Consider the following 15,771-nt stretch of genomic DNA (forward strand, 5'->3'; position numbering starts at 1 on the left):
TATGGAGATAGCGGGATGGCAACGATGTGGCCATGGGATCAACTATAATGAGATTGGATCACGTGATCGACGGCGATCCCACGTCGTTATTTCGAACCGTTTCAGATCATAATGATCCCGTTGTGGATTAATCAAGGGTTTGCCGGGCAAAGTGGCCCAATGGTTTCTCCCCGCGCGAAGGATTGTAATGCAGCTAGGCATCAGCGAAGTGTTCCCGGTGTATGTCGTCGATGACGATCCCGTCGTGCGTGAGTCGATCGATTTCCTGCTCAGCACGGTCGACATCGCCTGCCGCAAGTTCGATGGCGGCGTGCCGTTCCTGGCCGAACTGCCGGCGCTTGCTGATGGCTGCCTGTTGCTTGATCTGGTTATGCCGCAAGCCAACGGGCTGGATGTGATGCGCGCCCTGTCGGCGGCGGGGCGGACGATGCCGATCACCCTGATGACGGCCGCGGCCAATGCCCCTGCCATGCGCGTGGCGGCGGAAATCTGCCCGTTCGTGCTCATGGAAAAGCCGTTCGACGAAGAACGCTTGTTCGACGCGCTGGAAATTGGCTTTCAAACGCTTGCCAGCGGCGTCCCGGATCTCGCCGCGGCACGTGCGCGGGATGCAATCGCCACCCTTTCGGCCGACCAGCTCGTCGTGCTGCAGGGTTCGATCGCGGGAATGGCGTCGTCGGCGCTCGCCCTGCTGCTCGGCATATCCGAAATGCAGGTGCGCCGGATCCGCGTGGCGCTCGAGCAGCAGATTGGCGCCAGAGACGTTTATCACAGCGCGGAAATCGGCAAGTTGGCAGGGCTGCAGCCGTTACGGCCGTAAACGCGGGCATCCTGATCGACGTCACCGCCCTCATACAGACTGGAGTCAATTATCCTACGCGATCCCGCTTTTGAACAATCTGGCGCCGCATTGATCGACTTGGACGAGCGCTATCGCTTCACCATCAGAATCAGCCGCCAGATCCTTTTTGTGGCCGATGCCTCGGGTGCGCTGGTCAGCATCGACGAATCGTGGACGGAGCGTACCGGCGGTCCTGTTGCCGATGCGCTTGGTCGCGGGTTTCTGGAGTATATCCATCCCGAGGATCGTCAGGGGTTGGGCGACGCCTGGACTGCCGCCACGCGGGACAGCGAGGAATATCTGTTTGATCACCGCGTTCGGATGGCAGACGGCGCCTATCGCTGGTTTCGCTGCCGGGCCGAAAAATTCCGCAGCCGTGATGGCGGCGAGGTGTTCTGGCGCGGCCTGCTCAGTGATGTAGACGAACTCATCAGAGCGCGTGCCGCGGCCGAAGCCAATGCAGCGCGCTTCAGCAAAGCGGCCTGGGCGACCCGCGATGTCATCTGGGAGATCGACATTGCGACCGATACGCTCACGTTCAGCAACGATCTCGATTCGACGCTGGGGTACGGCAATGTGGAAGCCGTGGGGGCGCTTGCCTGGTGCCGGGAACGTATTCATCCCGATGACCTCGCCCGCTTCACCCACTCGTTCTTTTCCTGCCCGGAAGGCGAACGCTGGATTTGCGAATACCGCACCCGGCGCGCCGATGGCGCCTACGCGCACGTCCAGGCGCGGGCCTTTATCGAACGCGACCGCAACGGACGCGCGATCCGCGCCACCGGTGCCCTGTCCGACTTGACGGAAGAACGCGCGACCCAGCAGCGGATCGAACAATTGCAATCCGAAATGCTCGATATTTCACGCTCCGGCACGGCCGCGGCGCTGGCCGGGATGCTGTCGCACGAGCTTAATCAGCCGCTCACGTCGCTGACCAATTATGTCCGCGGCGCCCGCCGGCTGCTGCTGCAGGACGATCCGCTGTCCCGCGATCGCATTCTGTTGGCGGTGGAGTCCGCCGCGACCAATGCGCTGGACGCCGGCGCGATCGTTCATCGCATGCGCGAATTGACGCTGCGTGGCGAAGGACGTTTGTCGGTGCATAACTTATGGGAGGCAGCCAACGATGCCTGCGCCCTGACCAGCCAGAATAGCGCGGGCGGCGGCGTACGCATCATGATCGCATCCGCTTTGTCCGAATTCGATATCATCGCCGATCGCATCCAGACCAGGCAGGTATTCGTCAATCTGCTGCGCAACGCGGTCGATGCTCTGGATGATACGCCGACGCCCGCGATCTCGGTTGCCGCCACGGCCAGCGGCGATTTTGTCAAAGTGGAGATCGCCGATAACGGGCGGGGCTTTGGCGTCAATCAGCCAGAGGGATTGTTCGCTCCGTTCATGACCACCAAGCTGCATGGTGTCGGCCTCGGGCTGGCGATTTGCCAGATGATCATCGAATCCAATGGCGGCCAGATCTGGGCGGAAAATGCCGCCACCGGTGGCGCGGCGTTTTGTTTCACCTTGCCGCTCGCCGAGAAAAAGCCATGACCGCAGCGCTGCCCGGGCGCCGCTGCACTATTACGGTTTGGTAAACAGCGCTGCCGCATCTTCCACGGCTTGTCACAACGGTGTTGACCGTCGATACGGGCACAACAGCGCCCCTTTGGCGACGCTGCAATCGTCTCGTGGCCGATGCCCGGGATATTTATCGGTGGGCAGGCAGCAATGGCGGGCTTCTCGCGGAGGTCGCAGGATCTTTCCGTCACGACGAAATCAAGCGCACGCCGAGGCGTTTCTGGCCTGCGCTCGCGCAGCGCCCGGCTTATGCTGCGCCGCAAAGGCAGCGCGCCGTCTCCATCGGCACGGATGTCCATCGGATCGTTGAATTGACCGCGCTCGGCGTGCTTCGCGCGGCCGCCGCGCGCGCCATCGCGGTGCCCACAGCCAATGACGTGAAAGTAGCCGTCGGCTATTTCGTGCTGGCCTCCGCGGCGATCGTGCTGACCCGCTTCAATGGCGGGGTCGCCTTGCTGTGGCTCGCCAATGCGCCGTTGGTCATGCATCTGTGCGCCACGAAAATGGATCGCTGGGGGGGCGCGCTGCTCGGGCCGCTGCTCGCCTCGATCACGGCCAGCATGCTGTTCGGCCCGGTCTTGTGGGCGGCCCCTCTGCTCGGCATCGCCAGCATCGGCGAAGCCGCGCTGGGCGCGCAGCTGCTCCGCCGCTTTCTGCCCGATGGCCGCTATTTCGAAACGTCGGGGTCCGTGGTTGCCTTCACCGCAATCGTCGGGCTCGTCGTGCCGCTGGCCAGCGGATTGATCGCTGCCACCGTAATGTGGTTTGCGCTCGGCCATCCCTGGCTGCAGACTTATACCGATTGGAGCGTCGGGCATGGGCTTGGCACACTGATCGCCAGCCCGATCGTGCTGTTGCTGCACGATCGCAACGGTGCCAGCCGCGCCACGTCCCTGTTCGCTGGCCTGTGGGGCGGCGGTGGCGCCTTGCTGCTCGCGGTCGCGGTGACCACCGCGACCGTCTTCTGGCAAACGAAGTTGCCGTTATTGTTCCTTCCCGCACTACCCATCCTCCTCGCCACATTCAAACTTGGCCGGCGCGGCGCGTCATTGTCGATTGCTATCGTGGCGGTGATCGGCTGGGTGGCGACCGCTAGCGGACATGGCCCGGTCATGATGACGAGCCTGTCGCAGGCGTCCCAATTTCAGTTCTTCCAGCTGTATCTCGCTGCCACCTTTCTGATGTCCTTGCCCGTCGCGGGAGCGCTTGAGCAGCGCGCGCATTTGATGGCGGCGCACGAACGCAGCGACGCGCGGCACCGGCGCATCGTCGATCGAGCACAGCATGTGATCTTTGAAACCGATGCCGCCGGGCACTGGACATTTTTAAGCGAATCCTGGGTACACCTGACCGGCGAGGATATCACCTCCAGTCTGGGCCACTGCGCCAATCTGTGGTTCCCAGCAAAGGAATGGGCCAAGCTCGACGCGGCCGCCCGCGCCGCCGGGCAGACGGAAGGTGGCTTCAGCCGCGCGGAACTCCGGTTCATTGGCGGCGATGGCATGCGTTGGGCGGCCGTGCACCTCACCACGCTGCGCGATGCGGCGGGCACGGTCGTGGGCAGCTACGGCTCGATCGCCGACGTGACCCAGCGCCGGCTCGCGCAAGCCAAGATCGCGGAAAGCGAGCGCCTGTACCGCCTGCTGGCGGAAAATACGAGCGACATGATTGCACGCATCGGCATCGACGGCTGCTTCCGATCGGTGACCCCGGCGGCGCTGCGATTGCTTGGTGTCGCGCCCGCAGAACTCGTCGATACGCCTTATGCCGAACACGTCGTGTCAGAGCATGTAGAGCAGGTATCTGAGGTCTTCACCGCGTTGCTGGCGGGCGCCCCGGATCAAACGCTCAGCTATCGTCAGCGTCGCTTTGGTAGCCGGGCAATCTGGGTCGAAGGCGTGTTTCGCCTGATCCGCGACAGCAATGATCGGCCGTGCGAATTCGTGGTTTCCGTCCGCGACATCTCGGTGCGGAAGTTGCTTGAGGCCGATGCCGCGGTGGCGCATCAGCGCGTCCGTGAAAACAATCGTCTGTTCCGGATGGCAGGAACGATGGCGTCGTTCGGGCATTGGCGCTTCGCGCTGGATAACGACAGTGTCATCTGGTCCGATGAAATGTTTCGCATCCACGGCTTACCCGTCGGCAAGCCGCCCGCGGTCGATCAGGCGATGCATTTCTATCATCCTGATGATCGTGCCCGCGTGACCGCGCTGCTTACGCAGGCGGTCGCCGATCAGAAAGATTTCGAATGCGAGGCGCGGATCATCCGCCCCGATGGCGCGGTGCGCCATATCGTGGCGCAAGGGCAGGTCGAGTTGGACGAGACCGGCACGATGATCGGCATGTTCGGTGTGCTTCAGGATGTCACGGAACGCGCGCTGGCGGAGGCAACGCTGCGCAGTGGCGAGGCGCGCTTCCGGCTTATCACGCAACGGGCCAGCGATATGATCACGTTGATCAGCGGCCACGGCGTCTGCTTGTTCATGTCGCCGGCATCCGCCGCCATCCTCGGCATCGCGCCGGAGGAATTGATCGGCACAAGGCCACTCGCGCGTGTGCACCCGGACGATTACGCCCGCATCAATGCGTATGCCACTGCGCTTTATGCGGGCGACGCCGGGGCGCACACCTCGATCCACTTCCGCATGCGCCGCGCCGACGGCGACTATGCTTGGCTGGAGGCCAGCTCGGGGCTGGCCGAAGTCGATAACTCGCTGTGCTTCGTCAGCGTGTGGCGTGATGTCTCGCAGCAGGTTGCGATCAAGGCCGAGCTCACCGCGGCGAAGGCCGATGCCGAGGCCGCCTCGCTCGCCAAGGCCGGATTTCTCGCCAATATGAGCCACGAGATTCGCACGCCGATGATCGGCGTGATCGGGTTCGCCGAATTGCTGCTGGCCAGTGACCTGTCCCCGGATCAGCGCCGCGATGCCGAATTGATCGCCGATAGCGGCAAGGCGATGATGAAATTGCTTAACGACATTCTCGATCTGTCCAAGATCGAAGCGGGGCAGCTCGACGTCAGCAGCGAGCCATTCGAACTCCCCCACGCGCTGCGCGCCTCCGCGCGATTGCTGGGGCCAAGCGCCGCCAAAAAACGTCTGACCTTCGACGTGTCCGTTGCCCCCGATGTCCCGCGCTTCGTGCTCGGAGACGGGCTGAGGATTCGGCAGATCGTGCTCAACCTGATCGGCAACGCCATCAAGTTTACCGAGACAGGCGGCATCACCGTTACCCTGCGGACGCTTCAGGAACGCGGACAACCGTGGTTTGCGATTGCCGTGCGCGATACCGGCATCGGCATCGCGCCCGAACGCCAGAGCATGATCTTCGCCGAATTCGTCCAAGCCGATCAAACGATCACGCGCCGCTACGGCGGCACTGGGCTGGGCTTGGCGATCAGCAATCGCTTGGCGACGCTGATGGGCGGCCGCATCAAGCTGGAAAGTGTCATCGGCCAAGGCACGACCGTCACGCTGCTGCTCCCGATGACGGTCGCCAGCATGCCCGTGGCGACCGAGCCGCAAGCGAGCGCGGCGACTAGGCAAGCGGGCGGGAAGCCGTGCCAGGTGCTGCTGGCGGAGGATCACGAGGTCAATCAGTTGCTGCTGCAGGCAATGCTGGCGCAGGGAGGGCATGATGTGGTGCTGGCCGAGGACGGCCGGGCGGCCGTCGCTGCGGTGCGCGCCAGTCTGGCCGAGGATGGCACACCGTTCGACATTGTGCTGATGGACATACAGATGCCCGTGATGGACGGGCTGGCCGCGACCCGAGCGATCCGCGCAATGGAAATGCCGGGCGCGCGCCGGCTGCCCATCGTGGCGCTCACCGCCAATGCCTTCGGATCGGATCTCGACAATTGTCGCGAGGCGGGGATGGATGATCACATCGCCAAGCCGATGTCGATGGACACATTGTTGGCCGCGGTGGAGCGCTGGGCGCTTCCCCGACCAGCGCCAGGAAGGATCCGCCGGCCCAAAACCGGCTTCAAACTCAGCGCCGCGGCGCAGACCAAATATGCCGAGCATCGTGCACGAACGCTTGAACAGATCGCGGCGCTGATCGAACGTGGCACCTTCACCGATGCCGAGAGCGAAACGGTGGCCGGGCTGTTGCACAAATTGGCCGGCACCGCAGGCATGTTCGGCGAAAAAACGCTGGGGGATCATGCCAGCGCATTGGAAGAGGGATTGAGTACTTGGGCCTCTGCCGAAAGACGCGAGCGCTTTATCCAGAGCGCCGCGCTGCTCACCACCGCGGCAGACTCGCGCGAGACGCCGCATGACCATGTATCGGGTGCGGCAACGAAAGACGTATAGTGGCGCTGATAATAGTTGCGGAAGATGACGAGATCACTGGCGCGATCGCGTGCGATGCGCTCATGGCTTACGGCCATGGCGCCGGTCTGGTGCAGGACGGCGCCGAAGCGCTGCGTATCGTAAAGGCCCGGCGGCCTGACCTGCTCGTTTTGGATTGCAGCATGCCCGGCATGTCCGGCGTGCTGGTGCTGCGCGAATTGCGCAAGATGGAGGCATTTTGGGACCTGCCGGGGATGATGCTTACCGGGCGGCGCGGCGCGCAAGATGAGGAAATGGCGCGATTTGCCGGCGCGGACGACTATATGAAAAAGCCTTTCGACCCAGACGAGTTCGTGTTCCGCGTGGAAGAACTGTTGGCGCGGCGACAGACCAGCCCCGCCCTCACGCGGCCCTAGCCCAACGAGGCCCGCCCGGTGCCGTGCCCGATGCTGCCCGCCCGCAACTTTTGCCCTGGCAACTGGTCTGGCAGCAGAGCTACCGAATACACAGCCGGCCCTTTCGCTCTTCGGTTCTGCTCCGCCCGCTGTACAAGCCGTGCTTGGGCACCGAGTGGTAATGGCGGTGCGAGGACAGCCAAGCGGAGGAAAGAATGCGCAAGGAAGTGATCGTCGGCTTGGCCCTTACTCTTGCGACCCCGGCGAGCGCGCAGATGGACGATGGCGTGATCGAATTGCGCGATGGCGCGATGGTCGTGCGCCTGATCCCGTTCGGCGCTGCCGTCACCCAGATCAAGGTGCCCGACCGCGACGGCACAAGCGCCAATGTGTTGCTCGGCTTTGCCACGCCGGCCGAGTTCCGCGCGAAAAATGACAAGGTTTCGTTCGGGGCAACGATCGGGCGCTATGCCGGGCGCATCGCTGGCGCGCGTCTCTCGATCGACGGCACGCCGGTGCAGCTCGTCGCCAATGACGGCCCCAACGCGCTGCACGGCGGCGGGCGCGCGAAATTCGATACGCAGCTTTGGTCGGTGCGCAAGGTCGATCGCCGCGCCGTCACTTTCACGCTGGACAGCCCGGACGGCTTCCAGAATTTCCCCGGTCGCCTGCAGGTCGCGGTGACCTATCGGCTGATCGGTCGCACGGCGCTGCGCATCGATTATGAGGCGCGCACGTCGAAGCCCACTGCACTCAATCTCACCAATCATGCCTATTTCAATCTCGCCGGCGAAGGCAGCGGTTCGATCCGCGCCCAGCGTCTGCAGCTGATGGCGACGCGTTATGTGGCGACCGATGCCGGCGGCATTCCGACCGGCGCTTTCCCCCCGGTCGCCGGGACCCCACTCGACCTGCGCACGCCGCGCCCGCTCGGCATGGGAATCGACAGCCGCGTGGCACCGATGGGAGCGCGCGGCTACAACCACGCCTGGCTGTTCGATAAGCCACTTGGCGCGCTGGCGCCGGTGGCGCGGCTCGATGATCCCGCTTCCGGCCGCACACTGACGGTGGAGACCACCGAACCCTCGATCCAGGTGTATACCGGCGGCTATATCGACGGTCAGGATCGTGGCCCGAGCGGCAAATTCATGAAGGCTTATGACGGCGTGGCGCTGGAAACGCAGCACTTGTCGGACAGCCCCAATCATCCGGAATTTCCCAGCACGGTGCTTCGCCCCGGCCAGATCTTCCGTTCGACCACGATCTGGCGTTTTGGCGTGAAGCGCTGAGGCGCGCGCCTCCGGGCAGCGCGCTCGCTCCAACGCCGACGAGCGTTAACGTGCCGAACATGGCCCGCCGGCTGATCACATCGCCGCTTGCCGCCGAAGCGCGCGCAGATCGATGCCCAGCCGTTTGACGCGATAATAGAAGGTCTTGCGTGGCAATTGCAGCGTTTCGATCGCGGCCGCGATCTCGCCATTGGCCGCCGTCACCGCATCGATGATCGCCGCCCGCTCGAACGCATCGAGCCGCACCGGCAACGGCGCCAGCCCGGGCGCCGAGGCTGCAATGCTGTCATCCAGCCCGAGGCAAATCCGCTCGGCGGTCTTCTCCAGCTCCAGCACATTGCCCGGCCAGGCGCGCACGGCAAGGCGGTGCGCGTGATCGGCCAGCGGGGGCACGGCGCGGCCATGATGCTGCGCCAGCCTGGTCATGAAATGCGCAAAGAGCAGCGGAATATCGGCCGCGCGCTCGGCCAGTGGCGGCATGCGCAGCGGCACGCCGGCCAGCAGATGATACAAGGCCGGCGACACGCGCTCCCGCGCACCTTCCTCCAGCGAGGCGATGATGCGCAGATCGACCGGATCGGGATCGCGCGCCTCCAGCGCCACCGCACGCGTTTCCGCCAGCCGCACAAGCCGATGCTGCAGATCGTCGCTCGCCCAGGCCAGATTGTCGAGAAACAGCGTGCCGCGATCCGCCCGCGCGATCACCCCGTTGCGCACAAACAGGTCGCGCTCGATCAGCGGCGCGGTCACCGTGGCGCAATCGATCTTGAGGAAGCGATGCCGCGCGCGCCGCCCGGCGCGGTGCACCAGCCGCGCGAAATGCTCCTTGCCGGTGCCAAGCTCGCCCTCGATCACCACGTCGAGCGCGGCATCGGCGAGCATCGGGATCATCGTGCGCAGCCGGCGCATCGCCGGGCTGTCGCCGATCAGCGCGTCACCCGCCGCCGCATCCGCCGCCGCGCGCAAGTGCCGGTTTTCCAGCGTCAGCGCGCGCGCCTTGGCCCCGCGCACCGCGGCCGCGATCAGCGCTTCGGGATCGAACGGCTTGGTCAGGAAATCCCATGCCCCGGCCTTGAGCGCGCTGACTGCCATCTCGACATCGCCATGCCCGGTGATCAGGACGACGGGCAGCTCCGCGTCGCGATCGTGCAACAGCCGCAACAATTCGATGCCAGACATGCCGGGCATGCGCACATCGGTGATCACAACCCCGGCAAAATCGGCGTCGATCACGGCCAGCGCGGCGTCGGCGTCGGCAAAGGCGCGCACCGTGAAGCCGTGCAGCGACAATAATTGCGTGGTGGCGGCGCGCAGATCGTCATCGTCGTCGATCAACGCCACACAAGGCAGTCCCGGGGCGAGCGGCGCAGCGGTCATGCCCGCCGCATCCCGATTTCGAACCGCGCGCCGGCGTCGGACGGGAGCAGCCGGAGCCAGCCGCCCAGTTCCTCCATGATATCGTGCGCGATCACCAGCCCCAGCCCCAGCCCTTGCGCGCGCGTCGTGACGAAAGGCGTAAACAACCGCGCGGCGACATCGGCGGCGAGACCCGGCCCGGAATCCGTGACGGTAAGCCGAACATGCGCCGCATCACGCGCCAACGTCAGCGCGATGCGCCGGTCGGCGCCGTCGGCGATCGCCTCGGCCGCGTTCTGCATCAGGATTACCAGAACCTGCTCGAGCCGCACCTTGCCGCCGATCACTGCCAGCGTCGGGTCGGGTCCCGGTAAGTCGAGCGTGACGCGACGTAATTGCTCTTTCAGGATCAACAGCGCGCCCTCGATCACTTCGCTGACCCGAACGGCCCGCAAATCACCCGGCTGCCGGCGCGAGAATCCGCGCAGCTGCGCGGTGACCGCGCCGATCCGCTCCGCCAGGCGGTCGATAGCGGCAAGATTGCCGCGCGCCTCATCCAGTGCGCCGCGATCGATCAAGGTCCGCCCCGAAGAGGCATAGGCGCGGATCGCTGCCACCGGCTGCGCGGTTTCATGCGCCACGCTGGCGGTGATCTGGCCCAGCGAGGCAAGCCGATTGGCCTGGCGCAGCGCCTCGCGCAGATCGGCGGCGCGCGCCTCGCTGTCGGCACGTTCATCCATTTCGCGGCGCAGATCGGCGGTGCGCTGCGCCACGGCAGCCTCCAGTTCGCTGGTGCGGCGGCGCGCCAGCGTCGCGCGCTGCCGCAGCATCCAGGCCACCGCTGCCAGCGCGATCGTCGCCAGCGCGGCGCTGAGCGAAGCCGCGCGCCGCCCGGCAGTGATGGCCGCCCCGATCGGCTCAAGCAAGGTCAGCCGCCAGCCCGGTTGGGCGGTCGCCACGTCCTGCCCGACGAACCGCGCCGCGCCGCTGGTGAAGCGATCGTCACCAGCGGGGGCCACCGGCAGCCTGACCAGTGCCCCATCCGACACGCGCGTCTCCGCACGGAAGCGAACCTCATCGGGCGCGGAGAGCGGCGTGCTCGCGGTGAAGCGCCAGGCCGGCCGACTGGTCACCAGCACCACGCCCAGCGGATTGCGCACCAGCGTGATGCCGCCCGCCTCGGCCCAGGCGCGCTCGATCCGATCGAATTCAAGCTTGATCACGATCACGCCGCCATTGGCGGTGCGCCGCGCGAGATACAGGCCAGGCCGCCCGCTCACCGTGCCGAGCGCATATTGGCTGCCCTCGCCGCGCGCGCGCGCCTCGCGGAAATACGGGCGAAAGCGATAATCCGCCCCGACAAAGCTATATCGCGTCCGCCAGTTGCTTGCCGCGATGGTCACGCCATTGGCACCGATCACATAAATTGTCGGCGCACCGGTCACTCGCGCGAGCGCTTCGAGCTTGCGATTGAGCGCGCCCATGTCCCCCGCCGGACGATCGATCGCGGCAACCACATCGCGGTCGTCAGCCAGGGTCATCGGCAACAGACGAAACCGCGCGACCTCGCTGTTGAGCAACGCGGCGCGGAGCCGCGCGTCAGTTTTGGCCTGCACGCGCGCTGCGGCGACCACGCGATGCTCGGCGATGCCCCCGGCGAGCAACGCGGCGAGCAGCGCCAGCACCACGGCGCCCAGCACCCAACGCCCCTCGCGTAATCGATCCTGCCACACCATTGGCTCGGCATAAGCGGTCGCAGCAGATATGCAACTTTTGACACTATGCGTATAAGTGCTGTGCCGAAATCTGCCCTAAAATGCTCGCGATGCGTTGCGCCACAGGGTATATTATCTCTTGATTATAGAGTCTTATCAAACCATGGCTTTATTGTGCCGCCCGCCACCCGGCTTGCCGCAAACCGCTTCCTCATACACCCGCCCGACAGCGGCGCTTCATCCCGGACGAGGACGCAAGGCCGATGATTCCCATTTCGCACTCCGCCACCGACAGGTCCAGCGCGGCGCATCGCCCCTGGTACCGCCACTTGTATGCCCAGGTCGTGGTTGCCATCGTCGCCGGCATACTGCTCGGCCATTTCGCCCCGACCACGGGCGAGGCGCTGAAACCGGTCGCCGATGCGTTCATCAAGCTGGTCAAGATGATCATCACCCCGGTGATCTTCCTGACGATCGTCACCGGTATCGCCGGGATGCGCGATCTGGCCTCGGTCGGACGCGTGGCGGGCAAGGCATTCGCCTATTTCTTCTTCTTTTCCACGCTCGCGCTGATCATCGGTCTGATCGTCGCCAATGTCGTGCGGCCAGGCGCCGGGCTCAACATCGATCCGGCCACGCTCGACGCCTCCAAGGTCGCCGAATATGCCAGCAAGGCGCATGAAACCACGCTCACCGGGTTCCTCACCGGGATCATTCCCGACACGTTCCTGTCCGCGCTGACCGACGGCAATATCCTACAGACCTTGTTCGTCGCGGTGCTGTTCGGCGTCGGGCTGGCAATGATCGGCGATCGCGGCACGCGCCTGCTGCATGCGCTGGAAGACGTGTCGATCGCGGTGTTCAAGGTCGTCGCCATCGTCATGAAAGTCGCGCCGATCGGCGCGTTTGGCGCCATGGCCTTCACGATCGGGCGCTACGGCGTCGGCACGCTGGCCAATCTGGCGATGCTGGTCGGCACCTTCTATCTCACCTCGCTGCTGTTCGTGATCGTCGTTTTGGGGCTGGTGGCGCGCTGGGCGGGCTTTTCGATCTTCAAGCTGATCGGCTATCTCAAGGCGGAGCTGCTGCTCGTGCTCGGCACGTCGAGCTCGGAAAGCGCGTTGCCCAGCCTGATCGAGAAGATGGAGCGCGCCGGCTGCCCCAAATCGGTTGTCGGGCTGGTCGTGCCGACCGGCTATTCCTTCAATCTCGATGGCACCAATATCTATATGACGCTGGCGGCGTTGTTCATCGCGCAGGCGTGCAACGTCGATCTCACGCTGGGGCAGCAATTGTTGCTGCTCGGCGTGGCGATGCTGTCGTCGAAGGGCGCGGCGGGCGTAACCGGCGCGGGCTTCATCACGCTCGCCGCCACGCTCTCGATCATGCCGAGCGTGCCGATCGCGGGCATGGCGCTGATCCTCGGCGTCGATCGCTTCATGAGCGAATGCCGGAGCCTCACCAACTTCATCGGCAATGCCGTGGCGACGGTGGTCGTCTCACGTTGGGAGGGGCGGATGGATATGGAGCAGTTCCGTCGCGCCATCTGCGGGCAAAGCCCGCGCGTCGACGAAATGGCGGCCGACGCTGTACCGGCCGAATAATATGGCCCTCCAGCACCCGTTCCGCGCTTTCGGCGCCACGGCCCCGATCGCTTTGCTTTTCGCCGCGCCCGCTCAGGCGCAGACCGCGGCCGCCGCCAGCCCCGCCGCCAACGACTATCCCGCCGCGGCGGCCGGCGATGGCGCGACGAGCAACGGCTATAACCTCTCGCGCTGGGCCGAGGATTGGAGCGCGCTGCGCGATCCGGCCAAGCGCGACGATCCGCTCGACCGGCTCAAATTCCTGCCGCTCGACGGTGATGGCGATGTCTATGTCACGCTGTCGGGTGAGGCCCGGTTCCGCGTCAACATGACCAGCAACCCCAATCTGCGCGAGACGCCGCACCAGCGGCAGGACATCAACCGCGTGTTCGTCGGTGCCGATCTACATGTCGGCCCGCACCTGCGCTTCTTCGGCGAAGTGGCGCATGGCGGAATCAGCGGGCGGCAACTCGGCGCCCCTGCCGCGACGCTGCGCAACGATCTCGTCTTCCAGCAATATTTTGCCGAGGCGGACGCGGAGGTCGGCGGCGTCGCGATCGGCGCGCGTTATGGGCGGCAGGAGTTTACCGACGGCTCGAACCTGCTGCTGTCGCAGCGCGACAACAATACGATCCGCTATACGCTGAACGGCATCCGCGCCTGGGCGCGGGGCCACACGGTGCGCGTCGACGTGTTCGATCTCAAGCCCACCGCTTATGGCGATCTGGGCACCGATGACGACGTCAACGATCCGGCGCGGCGCTTTTCCGGCGTCACCCTGGGCGCCGTCGTGCCGACCACTTGGTTCGGCGGCTCGAAACTCTATTTCGATCCCTTCCTGTGGCGCCGGCGCAACGATGTCGGCGCATGGGGTGGCCGCATCGGCCCGGCGCGGCGTTATTATGGCGGCGCGCGCTTGTGGGGCGATGCCGGGCCGCTGACGATCGACTGGTCGGTGAACCATCAATGGGGCAGCTATATCGATCAGGATATCAATGCCTGGCACGGCTTTTTCGCGCAGACCTACCGCATCGGCAAAGGCGCCACCGCGCCGCGTATCGGCTTCCATGCCGATTATGCCAGCGGTGGCGGGGGTTATGGCGGGCGTACGTTGCGCAACGCTTATGCGCCGTTCGGCAACAACATCTATTACAGTTATCAATTGTCGCTGACGCCCTCCAATCTGATCGCGCTGGCGCCCAATGTCAGCTTCACGCCGATCAAGAAGGTGCGGCTCACTGCGGAATATCAGCTCGCCTGGCGGGATGCCGCGGACGACGCGGTCTACCGCGCCAACGGCCAGCCGTTCGCCGGCACGCAGAATGTCGCCAATCGCAAGATCGGCAATGTCAGCCGGCTGCAACTGGTCTGGTCGATCGCCTCGCGGCTGTCGTTCACCGGTCGCTACGAACATCTCGAGGCCGGCCCGTCGCTGACCCAGGCGGGCTACAGCAGTTCAGACTTTTTGGCGGGATGGCTAAGCTTCCGCTTCTAGGGCGATGTTGCCAGCACGGAGTGATTAAATCCGCCGGTCGATGCGTCGGAAGCGCCGACCCCGCGTTCAGCCTCCGTTCGTTTGGCGAGGTGGATGATGAAAAGCGTGATGTTGCCCAGTGGCGAAAAGCTGCCCGCGCTGGGTCAGGGCAGCTGGATGATGGGCGAACGCGCTGACCGGCGCGCCGCCGAGATCGCTGCGCTGCGCACCGGTGTTGAGCTTGGCATGACGGTTATCGATACCGCCGAAATGTATGGCGAAGGCGCCGCGGAGCGGTTGATTGGCGAAGCACTGGGTGCGGTGCGCGAGCGCCTGTTCCTGGTGAGCAAGGCCTATCCGCAAAACGCGTCGCGCGCGCGCCTGGCCAGCGCTTGCGAGGCGAGCCTGAAGCGGCTGGGGACCGATCGGCTCGATCTGTATCTGCTGCACTGGCGCGGATCGGTGCCGCTTGCGGAGACGGTCGAGGCGATGGAGGCACTCAAGGCGGCGGGCAAAATCCGCCACTGGGGCGTCAGCAATCTCGATACCGATGACATGATCGAGCTCGCCGCAGCGGGCGGTGGGGGCTGCGCAACGAACCAGATCCTGTACAATCTCACGCGCCGCGGCCCGGAACACGCCTTGCTGCCATGGCTGCACGATCATGCCATCCCGGTGATGGCCTATAGCCCGGTCGAACAAGGCCGGCTGCTCGGGCACCCCGCGCTGGCGGACGTGGCGCGCAACATCAATGCCACGCCGGCGCAGGTCGCGCTGGCCTGGACGATGCACCGCGGCAGCGTGATCGCCATCCCCAAGGCCGGGACGGTCGATCATGTCCACGAAAACCGCGCAGCAACCGATCTCGACCTGGCGGACACCGATCTGGCGGCGCTCGACGCGGCCTTCCCGCGGCCTTCCCGCCCTCGCCCGCTCGAAATGCTGTGAGCCCCCGCCATGAACGTTGATGATGCCGCGCGTGATGCGACGCTCGCGTTGCTGGCCGGCCGATCATCGGGAGCGACCGTCTGCCCCAGCGAGGTGGCTCGCACGCTTACGCCCACGGATGCGACATCGACCGCCGGGGCCTGGCGCAGTGCCATGCCGCTGGTGCATGCGGCAGTCGACCGATTGCTGGCAGACGGGCGCGTGCAGCTGAGCTGGAAAGGACGCGTGCTCGCGGCGCGCGCCGGGCCGTATCGCATTGGCCGACCGCCGCGCGGCTGAGCATGGCCGCGGTGCAGC

General features: G+C 65.3%; 11 protein-coding genes. 9 read left to right on the top strand and 2 right to left on the bottom strand.

Annotated elements, in window-relative coordinates; all coding sequences use genetic code 11:
• Positions 1 to 187 precede the first annotated feature (187 nt).
• From ABC969_RS01265 to ABC969_RS01285, 5 genes are all read left to right on the top strand, one after another.
• Positions 188 to 820, top strand: coding sequence for a response regulator (locus tag ABC969_RS01265; protein WP_345862421.1), 633 nt, complete (start codon positions 188 to 190; stop codon positions 818 to 820).
• Between the two features lie 150 nt (positions 821 to 970).
• Complete coding sequence (locus ABC969_RS01270; RefSeq protein WP_345863781.1) at positions 971 to 2,392, top strand: PAS domain-containing protein; 1,422 nt, start codon at positions 971 to 973, stop codon at positions 2,390 to 2,392.
• A 338-nt stretch (positions 2,393 to 2,730) separates the two neighbouring features.
• Entirely contained in the window at positions 2,731 to 6,735 is a 4,005-nt protein-coding gene (locus ABC969_RS01275; RefSeq protein WP_345862422.1) for a PAS domain S-box protein, read from the top strand.
• Positions 6,735 to 7,130, top strand: coding sequence for a response regulator transcription factor (locus tag ABC969_RS01280; protein ID WP_345862423.1), 396 nt, complete (start codon positions 6,735 to 6,737; stop codon positions 7,128 to 7,130). Before ABC969_RS01275 ends, ABC969_RS01280 begins: the two co-directional genes overlap by 1 nt.
• Before the next feature lie 218 nt (positions 7,131 to 7,348).
• Complete coding sequence (locus ABC969_RS01285; RefSeq protein ID WP_345862424.1) at positions 7,349 to 8,398, top strand: aldose epimerase family protein; 1,050 nt, start codon at positions 7,349 to 7,351, stop codon at positions 8,396 to 8,398.
• 75 nt (positions 8,399 to 8,473) lie between these two features.
• Here the strand turns inward: ABC969_RS01285 and ABC969_RS01290 are convergent, their stop codons facing one another.
• On the bottom strand, positions 8,474 to 9,775 hold the full coding sequence (locus ABC969_RS01290) for a sigma-54-dependent transcriptional regulator (protein ID WP_345862425.1): 1,302 nt from the start codon (positions 9,773 to 9,775) through the stop codon (positions 8,474 to 8,476).
• Entirely contained in the window at positions 9,772 to 11,454 is a 1,683-nt protein-coding gene (locus ABC969_RS01295; RefSeq protein ID WP_345862426.1) for a sensor histidine kinase, read from the bottom strand. The genes ABC969_RS01290 and ABC969_RS01295 overlap by 4 nt, the downstream gene beginning before the upstream one ends.
• A 278-nt stretch (positions 11,455 to 11,732) precedes the next feature.
• Between ABC969_RS01295 and ABC969_RS01300 the strand changes: the two genes are divergently transcribed.
• From ABC969_RS01300 to ABC969_RS01315, 4 genes are all read left to right on the top strand, one after another.
• The gene (locus ABC969_RS01300) at positions 11,733 to 13,073 is read left to right on the top strand and encodes a dicarboxylate/amino acid:cation symporter (RefSeq protein ID WP_345862427.1); all 1,341 of its coding nucleotides are present in this window, start codon (positions 11,733 to 11,735) and stop codon (positions 13,071 to 13,073) included.
• Between the two features lies 1 nt (position 13,074).
• Entirely contained in the window at positions 13,075 to 14,547 is a 1,473-nt protein-coding gene (locus tag ABC969_RS01305; protein ID WP_345862429.1) for an alginate export family protein, read from the top strand.
• A 96-nt stretch (positions 14,548 to 14,643) separates the two neighbouring features.
• A complete protein-coding gene (locus ABC969_RS01310; protein ID WP_345863782.1) occupies positions 14,644 to 15,474 on the top strand; it encodes an aldo/keto reductase in 831 nt (276 codons plus the stop codon).
• A gap of 9 nt (positions 15,475 to 15,483) precedes the next feature.
• A complete protein-coding gene (locus ABC969_RS01315; protein WP_345862430.1) occupies positions 15,484 to 15,753 on the top strand; it encodes a DUF3253 domain-containing protein in 270 nt (89 codons plus the stop codon).
• Positions 15,754 to 15,771 lie beyond the last annotated feature (18 nt).

Source organism: Sphingomonas qilianensis, assembly GCF_039614825.1.
Lineage (GTDB): Bacteria > Pseudomonadota > Alphaproteobacteria > Sphingomonadales > Sphingomonadaceae > Sphingomonas > Sphingomonas qilianensis.

What these genes read in the sequence shown, in the direction of transcription:
- ABC969_RS01265 (WP_345862421.1), top strand. Translation starts at nt 188, where the DNA reads ATGCAGCTAGGCATCAGCGAAGTGTTCCCGGTGTATGTCGTCGATGAC.
- ABC969_RS01290 (WP_345862425.1), bottom strand. Translation starts at nt 9,775, where the DNA reads ATGACCGCTGCGCCGCTCGCCCCGGGACTGCCTTGTGTGGCGTTGATC.
- ABC969_RS01300 (WP_345862427.1), top strand. Translation starts at nt 11,733, where the DNA reads ATGATTCCCATTTCGCACTCCGCCACCGACAGGTCCAGCGCGGCGCAT.
- ABC969_RS01305 (WP_345862429.1), top strand. Translation starts at nt 13,075, where the DNA reads ATGGCCCTCCAGCACCCGTTCCGCGCTTTCGGCGCCACGGCCCCGATC.
- ABC969_RS01310 (WP_345863782.1), top strand. Translation starts at nt 14,644, where the DNA reads ATGAAAAGCGTGATGTTGCCCAGTGGCGAAAAGCTGCCCGCGCTGGGT.
- ABC969_RS01315 (WP_345862430.1), top strand. Translation starts at nt 15,484, where the DNA reads ATGAACGTTGATGATGCCGCGCGTGATGCGACGCTCGCGTTGCTGGCC.